Genomic DNA, 17387 nt, shown 5'->3' with positions numbered 1-17387 from the left:
GCGGTCTCGGGGTCGCTATCCTGCATCCGTGCTGCGTACGGTGTCATGGCTGATGAGGGCCGGCGCGTACGCGTTCATCGGCCTGCACACCTTCACGGGCCCTCCGGCCGGGCCCGGGGCGGTGACCCTGGCCGCCGTCACGTACGCGCTGGGCGGCTTGGCGCTGCTGCTGTGGGAGCTCGCCCACGCCCTCGGCGACGAGGCCGTGAGGCGTGCGCCGCGGATGCGGATCCTGCTCGGAGTCGCCGCCGCCCTCTCCGGCTACGCCAGCGCCTTCCCGCACGCCGGAGCACTCATCGGCCTCTCGCTGATGGCCGTCATGCACCTGGGCACCGAGCTGAGCCTCCCGGTGGGCTGGGCCGTGGCGGGCTGCACGGTGGTGGCCCTGGAGACCGGGGTCCTGGTCGCCGGGGCGAGCCGCGGGTTCGCACTGGGCTATCCGATGCTGGTGGCGCTGGTCCTGGTCGCGAGCCACAACCGGCGCGCGTACCGGATACGCGCCGAGCAATCGGCCGCCATGCTCGCCCAGAGCGAGCTGCTCCGCGCGGAGCAGCGCCGGGTGGCGGTACTGGACGAACGCACCCGGATCGCCCGTGAGATCCATGACGTACTGGCCCATTCCCTGGGTGCCCTGAGCATCCAGATCCAGGCGGCCAGTGCCCTGTTGACGGATCATCGGGACATCGACCGGGCTGTCACCGTGCTCGACGGGGCGAGGCGGCTGACCGCCGACGGGCTCGCCGAGACCCGCCGCGCGGTGCATGCCCTGCGCTCCGACCTCGCGCCGCTCGACGAGGAACTGGGCACGATGGCGGACACCCACCGGCAGCGGCACGGCGTTCCGGTACGGCTCAGGGTCGAGGGCGAGCCCTCCCCGCTCCCGGCGGACCAGGCGCTCCCCCTCTTCCGTACCGCGCAGGAAGCCCTGGCCAACGCCGCCAAACACGCCCCCGCCCAGCCGGTGGAGGTCGCCCTGACGTATGAGGACGAACACGTGACGCTCACCGTCGACAACCCGCTCGGCGCACCACCATCCCCTGCGCAAGCACCCGCGCTCGCCACCGTCGACGGCGGCTACGGCCTCACCGGGATGCGCGAGCGCCTCCTGCTGCTGGGCGGGACACTCGACGCGGGCGTACGGGACGGACAGTGGCGCGTCCGGGCCGAGGTGCCGCGATGAACGCCCAGGACGCCCGGCCGCTGCGGATCGTGGTCGCCGACGACCAGGCCAGCGTCCGGGAGGGGCTGGTCCTCATGCTCGACCTGCTGCCGGACATCGACGTCGTCGGTTCGGCGGCCGACGGACAACAGGCGCTCGACCAGGTCGCCGAGCACCACCCGGACGCGATCCTGCTCGATCTGCACATGCCGGTGCTCGACGGCACCGAGGCCACCCGTCGGCTCACCGCCGAGCACCCCGAGGTCGCCGTCGTCGTCCTGACCACCTACGCCGACGACACGTCCGTCCTGGAGACGCTCCGGGCCGGGGCCCGCGCCTACCTCACCAAGGACGCGGACCGCCTGCACATCGCCCGTACCCTGCACAGCGCCGTCGCGGGACTCTCCGTCCTCGACCCCAGGGTCCAGGCCACCCTGCTCGCCGCGGCGAGCGCTCCCACCGCCCCTCCTCCGGGGCCCGACGCCGTCGGCCGGCCGCTCCCGGACGGTCTCACCCCTCGTGAGGCGGAGATCCTCACGCTGATGGCACGCGGTATGACCAACGCGGAGATCGCCGCCGCCCTCTTCCTGAGCGGCAACACCGTGAAGACCCACATCAACCGGGTCTTCACCAAGACCGGCTCCCGCGACCGCGTCGCGGCCGCCCGCTACGCCCGTGACCACGGCCTGGACTGACCGGATCCCGGCAGTACCGAACAAAGCTCGGGCTGCCGGGTGCTCCGCTGCCCTGGCTCATCCGCTTTCCTTCCCGAGCAGCTCTGCCCACACCCGCTTGCCCCACGGCAGCGGGTCGGTGCCCCACTCCTCGGCCAGCGCGGCCACGAGCGCGAGGCCGCGCCCGCTCTCGTCCTCCGCGCTCGACTCACGAGGCACCGGGCGTCTCTTCGATTTGTCCACCACCCCGATGCGCACCCGCGTTGCCTCGAGCCGGGTGACCGTGACCCGGATGTAATTGCTCTGGGCGTGCTTCACGGCGTTGGTCACCAGCTCGGAGGCGATTAAAGCCGCGGCCTCGGCCAGTTCTTCCAGGCGCCATGTTGCGAAGGCGACACGTACCAGACGCCGGGCTGTGACCGCGCTCTCTGGTTCACGCGGCAGGGTCTCGCTGTAGCCAGGGTGCCCAGTAGGGCGGGCTATGGTGAGCGGCAGACATTGTCGAGGCTGCTTTCGTGACCGCGCGTCCGTGAATTTTGGCACGTCAATTGCTCTTTCGGGTCGACCGCAGCCCCGGCTGTTCACAAGGCTGCGGGGCAGTGACCACTCATGTAAGCGACGTGCCAAGAAGGGTGACAGGGGCGCAACATCCTAGTTTCAGGACGCTATTCGCCAACCCCCAGGAACTCCGCCAGTGGGCGCAGCCCTGGCGGGTGGTTGGGCAACGCCCACAGGTCGCGCACGATGGCCACGGCCAACGTGTGGTGCTGCATCCACGTCGGCGCCACCCGGCGCAGGGACTCCAGGGTGTTCACGGCTCCCGCCGCGTCCCCTACGTCCGTGTGGGCTCGGGCCACGTCCAACAGCAGCCACGTCCGCCAGGACGGCGGGGTATCCTTCGACAACCGCATGCCCTTGGCCAGCTTCAAGGCGTCTTCGGGGTGCCCATACTGGACAGCAAGGCGGACACGTTCGATCCGGACCGACGATGGGCTGAAGACGCTGACCATGCGGTTGTCACCGCTGTCGGACAGCTTCGAGACCCGGGCGGCTTCCTTCTCTGCCGTCTCCATCATCGCCGCCGCGCGCTCGTAGTCGCCACTCCTCGCAGCCGACGTGGCGGCACTCATGGTCAACGCTCCCCACACCTTCAGGCCGTCAGCCGTCCCGGTGTGCACAGCGTTCGTCATGTCGTCGGCGGCACGGAGCGCGATGCCCAACGCATCCTCCAGTCGTCCCTGCCGCTGGTATGTCCATGCCATGGAGTTGACGATCATCGGCAGAAGCAGCGGATCAGAGGAGTGTCCCGCAGCGTCTACTGCGCGCTCCAGGCTCGTCAGGGCAAGGTCCGTCTTGCCCATTCGCACAGCGACATGCCCTGCGAGCTGAAGCGCCTTGCCCAGAGCCGCGAAACCCGCCCTGCGGTCGGCGTCGTCGCCCGAGGCCGTGGCGGTGCGCGCATCCGAGATCAATTCCGGCAATGCCTTCATCACCGTGTCGAACTCTGCGGCATGATACTGGGTCCAACCGTCCGCGATCTGCTCACGCAGACGGTCCAACGAGAAGTCAGGCCCGGGCGGCTCCGGCTCCGGTCCCCAGAGCGCGGGCATGATGGCGCGGCGCACGGCCACGAAGCGCGGCCCATCGTTCTCGCCTGTCGAGGAGACCGCAGGAGGGTCACCCAGGAGGGCGGTCAGCTCCACGCCGAGACCGTTCGCCAGCGCATGCAGCGTGGGGAGGCGTGCCGAGTGCTTCCGCCCCTGTTCGAGCTGACGGATCACATCGACGGACACGACGGAACGCTCGGCCAGTTCTTCTTGCGTCAGGGCGGCCAGACGGCGCAAGCGGCGCAGTGTCCGCCCCAGGTGTTCGTTTGCCACGCTGCCACCGTACGCCGCAATGCTGCCGTGCTTCTTCAGCAGTACAGAGCCCTAACAGCCCTCCGCGCACTCGGATAGGCCCACGATGACCTCCGCGGATTGCGTGCGGGCCATGCAGCGACCGTCCTCGGGCATCTCCGTGCCGTTTTCGGCACTGCTGACCGCCAGAGCGGCACCTGCTCCCCCGCTTCGGGCGGCCCACCACCGTCTGGCCGTCGACTACGCAACCTTCCCGCCTGCTCCCAAGCCATGATCCATTTCGCCATGACCGACCTCATGGCTCGCCGCCTCGCCGGCGAGAACACCACCTCCGGGCGTGTCTCTTCGTTCAGTTCAGAAGCTTGGCCACCACGCGGTCGAGCGCCTGGATGTCCTCGATCGGCAGGGCGAGCAGGGCGTCGGGCGGGGTGGTGAGGATCGCGATGGCACGGGCGGCCAACGCCTGGCCGTCCTCGCTGAGATGGACCAGTTTGGACCGGCGGTCGGCCGGGTTGGTGATGCGTTCGGCGAGGCCGCGCCGTACGAGGTCGTCGACGATGACGGAGGTGTAGGGCGGATCGGCGCCCAGTCGCTCGGCCAGTTCGCGAAGGGTGATCGGACCGGCGGCGAGCCGGCGCAACGCTCTGACGCGGCTGAAGCTCATGCCGAGGCTCTCCGCGACCGCCTTGCGGCGGTTGTAACGCTCCATCAGGAGCGTGTTCAACCCCAGCCAGGCTCGGGCCGCCGTCCTGACGGTCTCGTCGTCCCGCTCGTCCCGCTCGTCCCCCTCGTGCGGCTCGTTGTCATGTGGGCGCTCCATCAGACGTTCACTGTCTCCTTGGTCTCCTCGGCGGCGAGCCGCTTCGCCGTGCGCTGGGCCGTTGCCCGAGCCCAGCGGCCGGAAGTGAGCGTACCCATGACCAGCACCGCGGCGCCGCAGCCCGCGATGATCCACCATGCCGTCCGTGCCGCCTCCGTGAAGGCCGCCGCGTCCGTGTGCGCTCCCCCGGCCATCAGAGCACCGATGACGGCCACGCCGAGGGACTGGCCGGTCTGCCGGCTGGTGGAGGCCACCGCGGCCGCGACACCGGCCTGCGAACGGGGCATCCCCGAGACGGCGGTATTGGTGATGGGCGCGTTGACCAGCCCGAAGCCGGTACCGAAGAGCAGATACGCGACGACCAGCAGGGGTACCGGAAGGTGCTCGGAGTAGGTGAGCGCCTGGAGCGCGGCGCTCGCGCACAACGCCGCCCCGGCGAGCAGCAGCGGAGTACGCGGCCCCCGCGAGGCCACCATGCGACCCGATACGGGTGCGGTCAGCAGGGCCATGACCGCCATGGGCAGCATGAACAACCCCGCGTGCAGCGGATCGAGCCGACGGACATCCTGGAGGTACAGAGAGCTGACGAACAGGAAACCGCCCAGACCGGCGAACGCGGCGACGGCGATCACGGTGGCGCCCGAGAACGGCGCGGAGCGGAAGAATCGCAGGTCGATGACCGGGTCGGTGCGCCTTGGTTCGTACCACAGCAGCCCCAGCAGCGCGCACAGCGCCGCGGCCGCGCACCCGGCGACCACGGGAGAGGTCCAGCCCAGGTTCGGCGACTCGATGATCGCGTACGTCAGCGCGACAAGCAGCACGATGACGAGCGACTGCCCGACCGGGTCCACTCGGCGAGCCCGCGGCGCCCGGGATTCCGGCACATACCTACGGGTCAGGAAGAGCGCGGCAAGGCCGATGGGGACGTTGAGCCAGAAGATCGCCCGCCAGCCGGCCGACTCCACCAGCGCACCCCCGATGATCGGCCCGGCGGCCATGCTGATGCCCACGACACCACTCCACACACCGATGGCGCGGGCGCGTTCCCGGGGGTCGGTGAAGGTATTGCTGATGATCGACATGGCGACGGGGTTCAGCATCGATCCCCCGACCGCCTGAAGCATCCGCGCGACGACCAGCCAGCCGAGCCCGGGAGCCAGGCTGCACAGCAGCGAGGCCGCGGTGAAGATCACCAGTCCGGTCTGAAATGTGCGGCGGCGGCCCACCCGGTCGGCGGTCGAGCCGGAGAGCATCAACAGGCTCGCCAGCACCAGCGTGTACGCGTCGACCGTCCATTGCAGCCCGGACACCGATGTGTGCAGGTCGCGCTGGATGGAGGGCAGGGCGACGTTCAGGATCGTGTTGTCGAGACTGACGATCAGCAGGCTCATGCAGCAGATGGCCAGCACGAGCCATCGTCGCCCAGGAGCGAGATCCGGCATGAAGGGCCTCCGTTTAATTGTGTTGCCATAATCATTATACAGACACAACTAAATGGGCCCACCACGCCATCGGCCACGGCCACATCACGCCACCCGGCGGCGGCCACATCAGGATGACTCGCGTACCACCAGGCGTGGCACGATCACCGTCTCCCCCGTCCCGGCGCCGGTCATCTGCGCGGCGACCTGCCGCACCGCGGCCCGGCCGAGGAGTTCCTTGTCGACCGTCAGGGTGGTCAGCGGCGGGTCCACGAGCCGGCTCAGCGTCAGCCCGTCGCACCCGACGAACGCACAGTCCTCCGGCACCCGCATTCCGTGGTCGCGGGCGCGGCGCATGGCGCCGATGGCGATCAGGTCGTTGTACGCGAGCACCGCCGTCGCCCCGAAGCCGCCGGCCAGCACGTCGTCCATGGCCGCCGCCCCGCCCTCGAGGGAGTTGGCCGCCGGGAACACCCACTCCTCCTCGGCGGGCAGCCCGTGTTCGGCGGCGGCGCCGAGGAACAGCGAGTGGCGGGTGCCGTGGCCGCCGGCGTCCGGGCGGCCGCGGTCGTCCAGCATCGCGATCCGCCGGTGGCCGCGCTCGACGAGGTGGCCGACCGCGTGCCGCATACCGGTGGCGAAGTCGATCCGCCCCCCGCTCACGCCCGGTGGCCGGTGCTCGTTGTCGAGCAGGACGAAGGGCATACCGGAGCGGTGGACGAGCTCGATGGCGCCGGGGTCGAGCAGGAAGGCGACACACGCGTCCACATGGTCCACCACGGTCCGCGCCACCGCGGTCTCGCGCTCCAGGGCGGACCCGGTGCTGTAGACGGCGACCTGCCAGCCCCGCTCGTCGGCCGCCGCCAGCACACCGGAAACCACCTCGGGGAAGAAGGGGTTGAGCACATCCGCGATGACCAGGCCCAGCGTGGTGAGGTGCGGGCCGACCATGCCACGGGCGAACCGACTGGGCCGGTACCCCATCGACTGGGCCACCCGCAGCACCCGCTGCCGCGTGGCGGGGTCGATCTCCGGTTTGTCGTTGACCGCGCGGGAGACCGTCTGCCGGGACACCCCGGCCGAGCGCGCCACATCCTCGATGGTGATGCGGCGCGGCCTGGCGCTCGTGGGCACGGGCCCCCTCTCCCCACCCTCGGACGTGGTACGACGTGAAACGGCGTGGCACTCGGGCCGCTCACGGGGGTGCTCCCCGAACCGCTCCTCCTCGATAATCACCGCGGCGACGACGGGCGTCAACGGAACCCCACAGCGGAACACCCCAACCTCGCACACATATTGACACGGCGGCCGAGTGGGCCGGACAGTGCTCCGTGAACGCTCACGGGAACGTTCACGGAGGACAGGACATGCCCACGCCGAGGATCCCGCTCCGCCCCATCCACATCCCCGCAGCCCGCGCCGCCGGTGCTGCCCGCACCGCACACGCCGCCCGCGCCACCCGCTCCCGGTGGCGGGCGCTGTGCGCGGCGGTCGTACTCGCCCTGGCCATCGGCCTTCTGGCCACCCCCGCCCGGGCCGAGGTCCAGCACCCCCGGCAGGAGTGGCTGCGCCAGTCCACCGCCGGGCTCTTCCTGCACTGGGGCATGTTCACCCACCCCCAGCACCGCGACTGCGCCACCTGGGAGCGCGATGTCACCGAGGGCGGCTGGAACGCCGACTACTGGGTGGACGAGGCGCGCAAGCTCGGCGCCTCGTACATCGTGCTCGCGACCTTCCACAGCAGGCTGGGCTACGCCCGCCCCTGGCCCTCGAAGATCCCCGGCAGCTGTGCCACCGAGCGCGATCTGCTCGGCGAGCTCGTGGCCGCGGCCAAGGCCAAGGGCGTGCGCATCATCCTCTACATGACCGACGACCCGCAGTGGCACAACGAGTCGGGCACCGAGACGCTGGATTCGGCCGCCTACTCGAAGTACAAGGGCCGACAGGTGGACCTGACCACGCGCCGTGGCTTCGGCATGTACAGCTACGACCTGTTCCTCGAGGTCATGGACAAGTACCCGGATCTGTCGGGGTTCTGGATCGACAACGACAACGAGTACTGGGAGGAGAACGGTCTCTACGAGAAGATCCGCGAACGCCGGCCGGACTGGCTGCTGAGCAACAACAACGAAGACACGCCGATCATGGACACGGTCAGCAATGAGCAGAAGACCGGCATGACCCCGGCGTACGACTACCCCGCCGCCGTGAGCGTCCCCATGCCCCGGCTGACCGAGGCCGACTACAAGCTGCCGACCACCGGCGACTGGTGGTACGACGGCGGTGACCACGAGGTCGACGCCCGGCTCAGCACCGGCCGTTACATCACCAACGCCGGCTCCTCCATCAAGTCGCTCATGGCCGAGACACCCATGGTGAACGGCGAACTCCCGGCCCAGCAGGAGGAGTTCAACGACTTCATGGGCAAATGGGTCGAGCCCGTCCGGGAGTCGGTGTACGGCGTCGAGGGCGGCGGCTACATGTACGGCGGTATGCAGCCCGGCTTCTGGAACGACGGCGCCCATGGCGTGGTCACCGTGGGCCGGGGCGAGAACGGCGACCGCACCCAGTACGTGCACGTGGTCACCCGGCCCCGCACCGACATGGTGCGGCTGGGCGACAACGGCTACACCGTGCGCCGGGTCACCGATCTACGCACCGGCGAGCCGATGCGCTTCAGCCAGTCCGGCGGCCATCTGTCGATCCTCGGCATCGAGAACTGGGATCCGTACGACACCGTCTTCAAGGTCGAGACCGACGGCCGACGGCCCCTCTACCCGCAGTCGGGTGTCGGCGCCACCGCCACGTCCGCGCGCACCGGCCACCCGGCGGCCGACCTCGCCGACGGCGACTACGAGACCTACTGGGACAGCGACGGCGAACTGCCCGTCTCCGTCACCCTCGACCTCGGCGCGCGCAAGCACGCCACGGCGCTCGCGGTGAACCAGCGCGAGTGGTCCCCGACGCACGCCCGGTCGTCCTTCGGCCGTCCCGAGGACTCCGCGCGCATCAAGGACTACCGCGTCTACGCCAGCGGCGACGGCAAGCGCTGGTCGAAGGTGCGCTCGGGCACACTGCCCAGTGCGCGCGGGGTGCGCACCATCGACATCGGCGACCGGACCGCCCGCTATCTGAAGCTGGAGGTGCGCAGCCTGTGGGGCGGTCCGCAGGCGCCCGAGTTCCACAACCAGCTGCGCATCGACGAGATCCAGGTGGCGTACGGCCGCTCGAAGACCACCCGTACCGCGCTGCCGCTGGAGGCCGAGGCCCGGCAGAACCGGCCGTCGGGCGCGGCCCACTCCGTGGCCTGCGGCGCCTGCTCGGGCGGCCGCCGCGTCGACGGCCTCGGCGGCGGGCCGCGAAACTCCGTGACGTACCGCGATGTGCGCGCACCCGAACAGGGCGACTACCGGCTCCAGTTGGACCATACCGCCGCGGCCGACTCCTCCCTGTCGGTGAGTGTCAACGGCGCGGCACCGGTCGAGGTGCCCGTTGCCGCGGACAGCCCCGAGGTGCCGGGGAGCACGGCGGTGTCCGTGCCGCTCAAGGCCGGTGCCAATACGGTGAAGGTGTTCAGCACCGCCCGCCGTGGCCCCGGTCTGGACCGGATCGCGGTGGCCCCGCTGCCCCCGGACTCGTACACCCCCAAGACCACGCTCACCGTCAAGCCCCACGGTCTGCAATGGGTCGGCCCCGGGCAACGGTCCCTCACCGTCACGGCGACACTCCGGCTGGACGACGACGAGCAGTTCGACAACGTCAGCCTCGCGCCCCGGCTGCCCGCCGGCTGGACCGCGGACGGCGGGCCGGTCACGGCCCGGTCGCTGCGGCTCGGCCAGACGGTACGGGGCACATGGACCGTCACCTCCCCGCCCGGCCAGGACGCCGGGTCGGCCGACATCCCCGTCACGGCGGACTACACGCTGCTCGGCCGGCAGAAGTCCGTCTCGGACCAGGTCCGGGTGCGGCCACTGCCCGAGGGCCGGATATGGGCCCGTGAGGCGGAGGACTCGGCCAACCAGTTCGGCAGCACGGGCATCACCGGCTGCGGCCCCTGCTCCGGGGCCGAGAAGGTGCGCAACATCGGCGGCAGCGAGCAGGCGGCCATGGTGTTCCCCGATGTGGTCGTCCCCGATGGCGGGGAGCACACACTGCACCTCGACTACACGGTCAACGGCACCCGCTCGTTCCAGGTGAGCGTCAACGGCGGCCCGGCGGCCAAGGTGACGGTGACCGACACCGGGAACACCACGCCACGTACGACCACCCTCCCCGTCACCCTGAAGCCCGGCGCCAACACCATCAGGATCTCCAACGACACCGAGTCCGCGCCCGACCTGGACCGGATCTCCGTCAGCTAAAGCGTTGCCAAGGAGGCAGGCCATGCACCCGAGACCTTCCCGCCGCGCGGCGCTGCGCACCGGCGGTCTGCTGGCGGCGGGCGCGCTGCTCCCGGAGCGGGCGTACGCGGCCACCCCGAACACCGGCGAGGCCGCCGCCTATACCGGGGCGTGGCGGGCGGTCCCGGGGATCCTGGCCCGGATCAGGCCGCCCGCCTTCCCCCGGCGTACGTTCAGGGTCACCGACTACGGCGCGGTCGGCGACGGGCGGACGATGAACACCGTGGCGTTCCGGGCCGCCATCGCCGCCTGCCACCGCGCGGGTGGCGGCCATGTCGTCGTCCCCGAGGGCCGCTTCCTCACCGGCGCGATCCATCTGCGCAGCCGGGTGGACCTGCATGTCACCGCGGGCGCCACCATCGCCTTCAGCCCCGATCCACGCGACTTCCTGCCGGTGGTGCTCACCCGCTGGGAGGGCACCGAGGCTTATAACTACTCGCCCTTCATCTACGCGTACGGCGAGCGGGACGTGGCGGTCACCGGCCGCGGCACGCTCGACGGGCAGGCGCGGCTCGGGCCGTGGGAGAGCTGGTACCGCGACGGCGGGCCGCAGGGGGCCGACCAGAAGCTGCTGCGCGAGATGGGCTCCACGGGGGTGCCGGTGGCGCGGCGCGTCTTCGGCGACGGCCACCATCTGCGGCCGAAGATGGTGCAGTTCTACCACTGCCGCAACGTCCTGGTCAGCGGCCTGACCATCGTCGATCCGCCGATGTGGACCGTACATCCGGTCCTCTCCAGCAACGTCACCGTGCGGGACATCACCGTGGACAGCACGCTCTACAACACCGACGGCTGCGACCCCGAGTGCTGCTCCGATGTGCTCATCGTCGGCTGCCGGTTCAACACCAACGACGACTGCGTGGCCGTCAAGTCCGGCCGGGACGAGGACGGCCACCGGGTGGGCGTGCCGAGCAGGAACATCGTGGTGCGCGACTGCCGGTTCTCCGGCCGCTGGGGCGGGATGACGGTCGGCAGCGAGATGTCCGGCGGGGTGCGTGACATCTTCGCCGAGGACTGCGAGATCAACCCTCCGGACTTCCCCGGCCGTTACCCCGTCAAGTACGCGCTGTACGTCAAGGCGAACAAGAAGCGCGGCGGTTCCATCGACGGTGTGCACATCCGGAACTTCACCGGGCGGGGCGTGGAGCGTGACATCGCCTTCGTGACCATGGACTACAACGGTGGCGAGGACGGAACACTGCCGGTGTCCGTGCGGAACATCCACCTGGACCGGATGGAGATCGACGGCGCCCAGACCGTGCTGCGGCTGGTCGGCCTGGAGACCGACCATCTGCGCGGGGTGCACCTCTCCCGCTCCACGTTCACCGGCATCCGCGACCCCGACAGCGTCGCCCACACCGACGACCTGACCTTCCGGCGGGTTTTCGTCAACGGCCAGGAGGTGCCCCGACCCTGAGTGCGGTGCGGGCGGGCCATACAACCAGGGGACCACACACGGCCGTCACATCCCTCCCAAGAGGGAGGGGAGTTGGGGACGCACGGCCGATGTCCCCCGGCGCACATCACCTGAATGATCGTTCCTGTCCCGATACGCGACCGGAAGGAACGATTTCGTGCGTAGACGAGGTCTCGCGCCGCTGTTGGCCGTCGGTGTCACGGCAACGCTGGCTCCCGCGCTCGCCACCTCCACGGCCAGCGCCGCCCAGACCGGCACCGCACAGACCGGCACCGCCCAGGCCGCCGCCCCGGCGTCCGCCACCGCGAGCGCCCTGGACCCGTACATCAGGCAGAAGCCGAAGTGGCAGCGGTGCGAGGCCGACAAACCGGCGGAGTACCAGTGCGCGACGATCAAGGTGCCGCTGGACTACCGGGCTCCCGGTGGCAAGCGGATCGACATGGCCATATCCCGGATCAGGACCACCACACCGGACAAGCGGCACGGCGTCCTGCTCGCCAACCCCGGTGGTCCCGGCGGGCCGGGGCTCGACATGCCGCTGCAGATGAAGGACATGCTGCCCGAATCCGCGCGGCAGGGTTACGACCTCATCGGCTTCGACCCGCGCGGGGTGGGCCGGAGCACGCCCGTCACCTGCGGTCTGGAGCCGGAGGAGGAGAACTGGCTGCGGCCGTACAAGAAGGCGACGTTCGACAAGGACGTCGCCTGGGCACGGGATGTCGCACGCAAGTGCCGTGAGAAGTCGGGCGCCACGCTGAAGCACATCACCACGCGCAACACGGCCCGTGACATGGATCTGCTCCGGGCGATCCTCGGCGAGAAGAAGCTCTCGTACTTCGGCTACTCGTACGGGACGTACCTCGGCGCCGTCTACACCCAGCTGTTCCCGAGCCGGGCCGACCGGGTCGTGGTGGACAGTGCGGTGGATCCGGCGCGCGCCTGGCGGAAGATGATCCAGTGGTGGGCGGAGGGTGCCGAGCCCGCGTTCGACCGGTGGACCGAGTGGGCCGCCGCGCGTTCGGCGAAGTACGGCCTCGGCGACACCCCGAAGAAGGTCGACCGGACGTTCTGGGACCTGGTCCAGCGGGCGGACGAGAAGCCCATCGAGATGGACGGGGAGAAGTACACCGGCGATGACGTCCGGAGCATGATGCGCGGCGCGGTCTTCAGCGTGCGGGAGGGCACCGAACTGGTCGTGGAGCTGAAGAAGGCCGCGGCCGGCGAGCCCGCCTCCGGGAAGAAGCTCCCGGATCCGGCCGGAACGCCACGCCTGGCCGCCGACTCCGCCGACTCCGCCGATGTACCGAGCGACAACACGACCGCGAGCTTCTGGGCCGTGGTGTGCAACGACAACTCGGCCGCCTGGTCCCGCGACCCCGAGAGCTACCGGCGGGACGCCATCGAGGACAAGGGCCGCTACCCGCTCTACGGCGACTTCGCGTCCAGCATCAAGCCCTGCGCCTTCTGGGACAGGTCGGTCGAGCGGGCCACCGTCGTGAACAACAAGGTCGGCTCGCTGGTCGTGCAGAACGAGTGGGACTCCCAGACCCCGCTGCCGAGCGGCCAGGCCCTGCACGCCGATCTGAAGGGCTCGAGGATGCTGACGGTCCTCGGCGGCGAGGGCCACGGCGTCTACCCCAGCGGCAACGCGTGCACGGACGGCACGGTGGCGGACTACCTGACCACCGGCAAGCTGCCGGCGAAGGACGTGACCTGCCAGGCGACGGGCGACGGCGGCGCCCAGGAGGACCGGAAGCGGGACGCCCGCCCCGGGGCCCCGCTTCCGCAGCGCTCCCCGGACCGCTTCTGACGGCCGGCGCCTGACGCACAGGGGACGGGGCGGAACCTCCGGCGGGTTCCGCCCCGTCCGCGCCGGCCCATACGGCCGGGCGGAGGAGCGGGGCCGACCGGGTGTGAACACCTCGCCCCCGGCGGGTCACTTCGCCTGGTCGAGCCGGACCGCGTCGGGACCGGCCGGGAAGCGCAGCCGGCCGGTGGTGTCGTGCACGGCCTGCCACACCGTCTCGGCGACGTCGCTCTCCTTGGTGAACACGTCCTGGCCCGCGAAGTCGGCCATGGACTTCTTCGCGAACGCCGCGTAGGGCGCCGGGACCCGCTCCTCGAGCGGGACATCGTGCGCCGCCCCGGCCCCGAAGTTCGTCGTCAGGCAGGCGCCCGGCTCGACCGTCTTCGCCCGGACGCCGAAGGGCGCGAGTTCGAGCGCGAGGGATGAGGTGAACCCCTCGACGGCCGTCTTGCTCGCCTTGTAGACGGCGGTGAGCGGCATATGCCCCAGCACCACGCTGGAGGTCACATTGACCACCACACCGGAGCCGCGCTCGCGGAACTGGGACAGCACCGCCCGGGTCGTCGCCATCACGCCGAAGGTGTTGGTCTCGAACACGTCCCGCACGTGGGCCATGGAGATGCCCTCGAACACGCCCATCGACGGGATGCCCGCGTTGTTGACCAGGGCGTCGATGGGCCCAGCCGCATCGAGCGCGGCGGTGATGCTCTCGGGCCTGGTCACGTCGAGCTCGACGACGCGGAGCCGGTCCGACTCGGGGAGGACGCCCGGCCGTGGCGTCCGCATGGTGGCGATGACGTTCCACCCCCGCTCGTGGAAGTGAAGGGCGGTCTCCCGCCCGTACCCGGACGACGTACCAGTGATCAGAACGGTGTTCATGGTGTGACCCCTGCGATGTGGTGGGATCCGCGGAGGAACAGGCGTTTCCTGCTCCGCGGGAGGGCTTGCACTCCCATTGCACCGCTCCGACCTGCGGAAACGATAGAACCATCCTCGCCTTGGCATGCACGATCCTCCCGGTGGCCCGCTCCCCGCTCAGGGCAGGACGCCCGCGGGGGTGCGTACGGTGTCCCGCAGACGGGCCGCGTCCCGGCTCGGGGGTGCGCCGAACTGGCGGCGGTACTCCCGGCTGAACTGCGACGGGTTGTCGTAGCCGACCCGCTGACCGACCCCGGTGACGTCGTTCGGATGGGTGGCGAGCAGCAGCCGGGCCTCCTGGAGCCGGATCTGCTTCTGGAACTGGATGGGGCTCATCGCGGTCACCGCCTGGAAGTTGCGGTAGAAGGCGGAGACACTCATGCCGGACCTGCGCGCCACGTCCTCGACCCGGAACGGCTCCGCGTAGTGCTCCCGGATCCAGCGCACGGCCCGGGAGACATGGCTGAGCCCGCTGTCGGCCAGACCGAGCTGCCGGACCGTCGCCCCCTGCTCGCCAGTGATCACGCGCCACAGGATCTCGCGTTTGACCAGCGGCGCCAGTACGGCCCGGTCGCGGGGCTCGTCGAGCAGGCGCAGCAGCCGGACCACCGCGTCGAGCAGCGCGCCCGAAGCCTCGCTGACCGCGATCCCCGACGGAACACCTCCGCCGGTATGGGGCGTGTCTCCGGGACCGGCTTGCAACAGCAGTTCGGCGACGGCGGACGGCTCCAGCGTGAGACCGAAGCCGAGCGCCGGCTGTTCGGGGTCGGCCTGCGTGAACTGCCCCGTGACGGGCAGGTCGACGGATGCCACCAGATACTCCCCGGGGCCGTACGCGTAGACCCGGTCGCCCAGCGCGAGGCGTTTGCTGCCCTGGGCGATGACCGCGAGCACCATGCCGGACATGGAGGGCGCCGGCGGATCCGCCCGGTCGACCTTCGAGACGAGGACACCGTCGATGGCGGTGGTCCAGTCGGGCCGGGCATGCCGGGCCAGCAGGGTGCGGAGCTCGTCGAGGGACATGGGTCCATTGCAGCACCACAGCGTCTCCGGCCGTGCGCATGAGGAGCCGTGCGCACGAGGAGCCGTGCACGTTAAGAACAGAACTCCCTGCTCAATGGTGTCGGCAGAAGTGGTGTCCTTAACATCGCAACGCCTGGCGCGAGGGAGCGCCACCGAGGTCAGGAGCGTTGCTGTGCACAGCTCGAATCGGAACGTACCTTCCTCCCTTCTGCGAAGCCTGACGCGTATGCGGCGTACCGTGGCGTCGACCGTCGGCATCGCGGGCATCGTCGCGGGGACGCTGGGCAATGCCGGTCCGGTCCAGGCGGCCCAGCCGCGCCCCGCACCGGTCGCGTGCCCGGCGAGCGTGGGCGACAAGGCCACGTGTTACACCGGCAAGGACAGCAACGGGGCGTACTACACGATCGCCATTCCGAAGAAGTGGAACGGTTCGCTGATCGTCCACTCCCACGGCGGTCCCGACCTCGGCGACGGGTCCGATCCCGAGCGGAGCGTCGGCGATCTGGACCGCTGGTCGGTGATGGTGTCCGAGGGCTATGCCTGGGCGGGCTCCTCCTACCGGCGAGGTGGCTACGGAACGCGCATGGCCGCCGCCGACACGGAGAATCTGCGCCGCCTGTTCGTGGGGGACTTCGGCAAGCCCGAGCGGACGTACGTACACGGCCAGTCCTGGGGCGGAAATGTCGCCGCCAAGGTCGTGGAGACGTACGGAAGGAAGAACGGCCCCTACGACGGCGCCCTCCTCACCAGCGGTGTCCTGGGCGGCGGCTCCCGGGGCTACGACTATCGCGTCGACCTGCGCGTGGTCTACCAGTACTACTGCCGCAACCTGCCACGCCCCAGCGAGCCCCAGTACCCGCTGTGGCAGGGGCTGCGCCCCGGGTCGACCCTGACGACGGCCGGGCTCCGCGCCCGCCTTCAGGAGTGCACCGGCTATGCCTCCGCCCCCGAGGAGCGCACCGCGCCGCAGCAGCGCAACCTCGACGACATACTCGCCGTCACCCGCCTTCCGGAGCGGACCCTGGAGTCCCATCTGCGGTTCTCGGTGTTCACCTTCCGCGACATCGTGCACAACCGGCTCGGCGACCGCAATCCGTTCAGCAACCAGGGCGTGTGGTACTCCGGTTCACACGACGACACGGCGCTGAACGCGGGCGTCGAGCGCTTCTCCGCCACCCCCGACGCCCGGCGTGACCTCTCCTACGACAGCGACCTCACCGGGCACGTGTCCATCCCGGTGCTGACGATGCACGCCATCGACGACCCCACGGCATTCGTCGAGCACGAGTCGGCGTACCGGGCGACGGTCGATGGCGCGCACCGCGGGAAGAACCTCGTACAGACCTTCACCAAGGAGAGCGAACACAGCGAGCTGAGCAACGCGGAGTACGCCGATTCCATCGCCGCGCTGGACTCCTGGGCGCGCACGGGAAGCAAGCCCACACCGCGGTCCATCGCGTCCTCCTGCGCCAGGTTCGACCGCGTCTACGGCACCGGGTGCTTCTACGACTCCGGCTTCCACCCCAAGCCCTACGCCTCTCATGTCCGGCCTCGGCCGGGCGGACTGACCTGGCCGGCCATGACGTCCGCCCAGGAGCGGGCCTGGAGCCGGATCGAGGGTGTGGGCATCGCTCCCTGAAAACGGCAGGCCACCTCAGGTCGATGGAATTCCGGCCGAGTGGTGTTGGCGCCGCCCCTGTTGCCCGCCCAATATGGGCGTCGGCGGCTGGTTCTCAAACGAATCGGGTGAACGTTCCGGACCAGTACCGCTTGGCGAGACGTGCCCGAACGGCGCGCGGCATCGACTGGCTGGTGTCGATCCCAGCGTCGCGGCCAGGCCCTCGGGCGGTCCGGGGGCGGTCCCGACCGTCAAGATGCACCTGACGGTG

The 17387-nt window shown here is 70.3% G+C and carries 13 protein-coding genes; 6 read left to right on the top strand and 7 right to left on the bottom strand.

The genetic code is table 11. The features are described 5' to 3' along the window. Positions 1–28: 28 nt before the first annotated feature. Positions 29–1180 carry a sensor histidine kinase gene (locus tag ACMTAK_RS43800; RefSeq protein ID WP_413811301.1) on the top strand — a complete coding sequence of 384 codons (1152 nt, stop codon included), beginning with the start codon at positions 29–31 and terminating at the stop codon, positions 1178–1180. Further along, positions 1177–1854: a response regulator transcription factor gene (locus ACMTAK_RS43795; RefSeq protein ID WP_413811300.1), complete on the top strand. Its 678-nt coding sequence runs from the start codon at positions 1177–1179 to the stop codon at positions 1852–1854. Before ACMTAK_RS43800 ends, ACMTAK_RS43795 begins: the two co-directional genes overlap by 4 nt. 57 nt (positions 1855–1911) lie before the next feature. On the opposite strand, the gene ACMTAK_RS43790 is transcribed toward ACMTAK_RS43795, so the two are convergent. The 5 genes from ACMTAK_RS43790 to ACMTAK_RS43770 all read right to left on the bottom strand — a co-directional run bounded on the left by ACMTAK_RS43790 (position 1912) and on the right by ACMTAK_RS43770 (position 7067). After that, positions 1912–2376, bottom strand: coding sequence for an ATP-binding protein (locus ACMTAK_RS43790; protein ID WP_413811299.1), 465 nt, complete (start codon positions 2374–2376; stop codon positions 1912–1914). A gap of 122 nt (positions 2377–2498) precedes the next feature. Next, positions 2499–3713 (bottom strand): helix-turn-helix domain-containing protein, encoded by a 1215-nt coding sequence (locus tag ACMTAK_RS43785; RefSeq protein WP_413811298.1) that lies wholly within the window; start codon positions 3711–3713, stop codon positions 2499–2501. 328 nt (positions 3714–4041) lie between these two features. Beyond that, positions 4042–4512 carry a MarR family winged helix-turn-helix transcriptional regulator gene (locus ACMTAK_RS43780; protein WP_413811297.1) on the bottom strand — a complete coding sequence of 157 codons (471 nt, stop codon included), beginning with the start codon at positions 4510–4512 and terminating at the stop codon, positions 4042–4044. Beyond that, positions 4512–5954 (bottom strand): MFS transporter, encoded by a 1443-nt coding sequence (locus ACMTAK_RS43775; protein ID WP_413811296.1) that lies wholly within the window; start codon positions 5952–5954, stop codon positions 4512–4514. The genes ACMTAK_RS43780 and ACMTAK_RS43775 overlap by 1 nt, the downstream gene beginning before the upstream one ends. A gap of 108 nt (positions 5955–6062) precedes the next feature. Beyond that, entirely contained in the window at positions 6063–7067 is a 1005-nt protein-coding gene (locus tag ACMTAK_RS43770; RefSeq protein WP_413811295.1) for a LacI family DNA-binding transcriptional regulator, read from the bottom strand. Between the two features lie 233 nt (positions 7068–7300). On the opposite strand from ACMTAK_RS43770, the gene ACMTAK_RS43765 reads away from it, so the two are divergent. The 3 genes from ACMTAK_RS43765 (at position 7301) to ACMTAK_RS43755 (ending at position 13560) form a co-directional block, all read left to right on the top strand. Continuing rightward, positions 7301–10294 carry an alpha-L-fucosidase gene (locus ACMTAK_RS43765; protein ID WP_413811294.1) on the top strand — a complete coding sequence of 998 codons (2994 nt, stop codon included), beginning with the start codon at positions 7301–7303 and terminating at the stop codon, positions 10292–10294. 22 nt (positions 10295–10316) lie between these two features. Continuing rightward, a complete protein-coding gene (locus ACMTAK_RS43760; RefSeq protein WP_413811293.1) occupies positions 10317–11750 on the top strand; it encodes a glycoside hydrolase family 28 protein in 1434 nt (477 codons plus the stop codon). A gap of 157 nt (positions 11751–11907) precedes the next feature. Further along, the gene (locus ACMTAK_RS43755) at positions 11908–13560 is read left to right on the top strand and encodes an alpha/beta hydrolase (protein WP_413811292.1); all 1653 of its coding nucleotides are present in this window, start codon (positions 11908–11910) and stop codon (positions 13558–13560) included. A 126-nt stretch (positions 13561–13686) separates the two neighbouring features. On the opposite strand, the gene ACMTAK_RS43750 is transcribed toward ACMTAK_RS43755, so the two are convergent. After that, positions 13687–14436 carry an SDR family oxidoreductase gene (locus ACMTAK_RS43750; RefSeq protein ID WP_413811291.1) on the bottom strand — a complete coding sequence of 250 codons (750 nt, stop codon included), beginning with the start codon at positions 14434–14436 and terminating at the stop codon, positions 13687–13689. A gap of 156 nt (positions 14437–14592) precedes the next feature. Continuing rightward, the gene (locus tag ACMTAK_RS43745) at positions 14593–15498 is read right to left on the bottom strand and encodes an AraC family transcriptional regulator (protein WP_413811290.1); all 906 of its coding nucleotides are present in this window, start codon (positions 15496–15498) and stop codon (positions 14593–14595) included. 226 nt (positions 15499–15724) lie between these two features. Here ACMTAK_RS43745 and ACMTAK_RS43740 point away from each other — a divergent pair, with 226 nt between their 5' ends. Then, positions 15725–17137: a hypothetical protein gene (locus tag ACMTAK_RS43740; protein WP_413811289.1), complete on the top strand. Its 1413-nt coding sequence runs from the start codon at positions 15725–15727 to the stop codon at positions 17135–17137. The last annotated feature ends 250 nt before the right edge of the window (positions 17138–17387 follow it).

The organism is Streptomyces lacaronensis (assembly GCF_047337785.1).
GTDB classification, from domain to species: Bacteria; Actinomycetota; Actinomycetes; order Streptomycetales; family Streptomycetaceae; genus Streptomyces; species Streptomyces lycopersici.
Note: the sequence above shows the minus strand (reverse complement) of the source record. Positions and strands in the feature narration are given on the sequence as shown.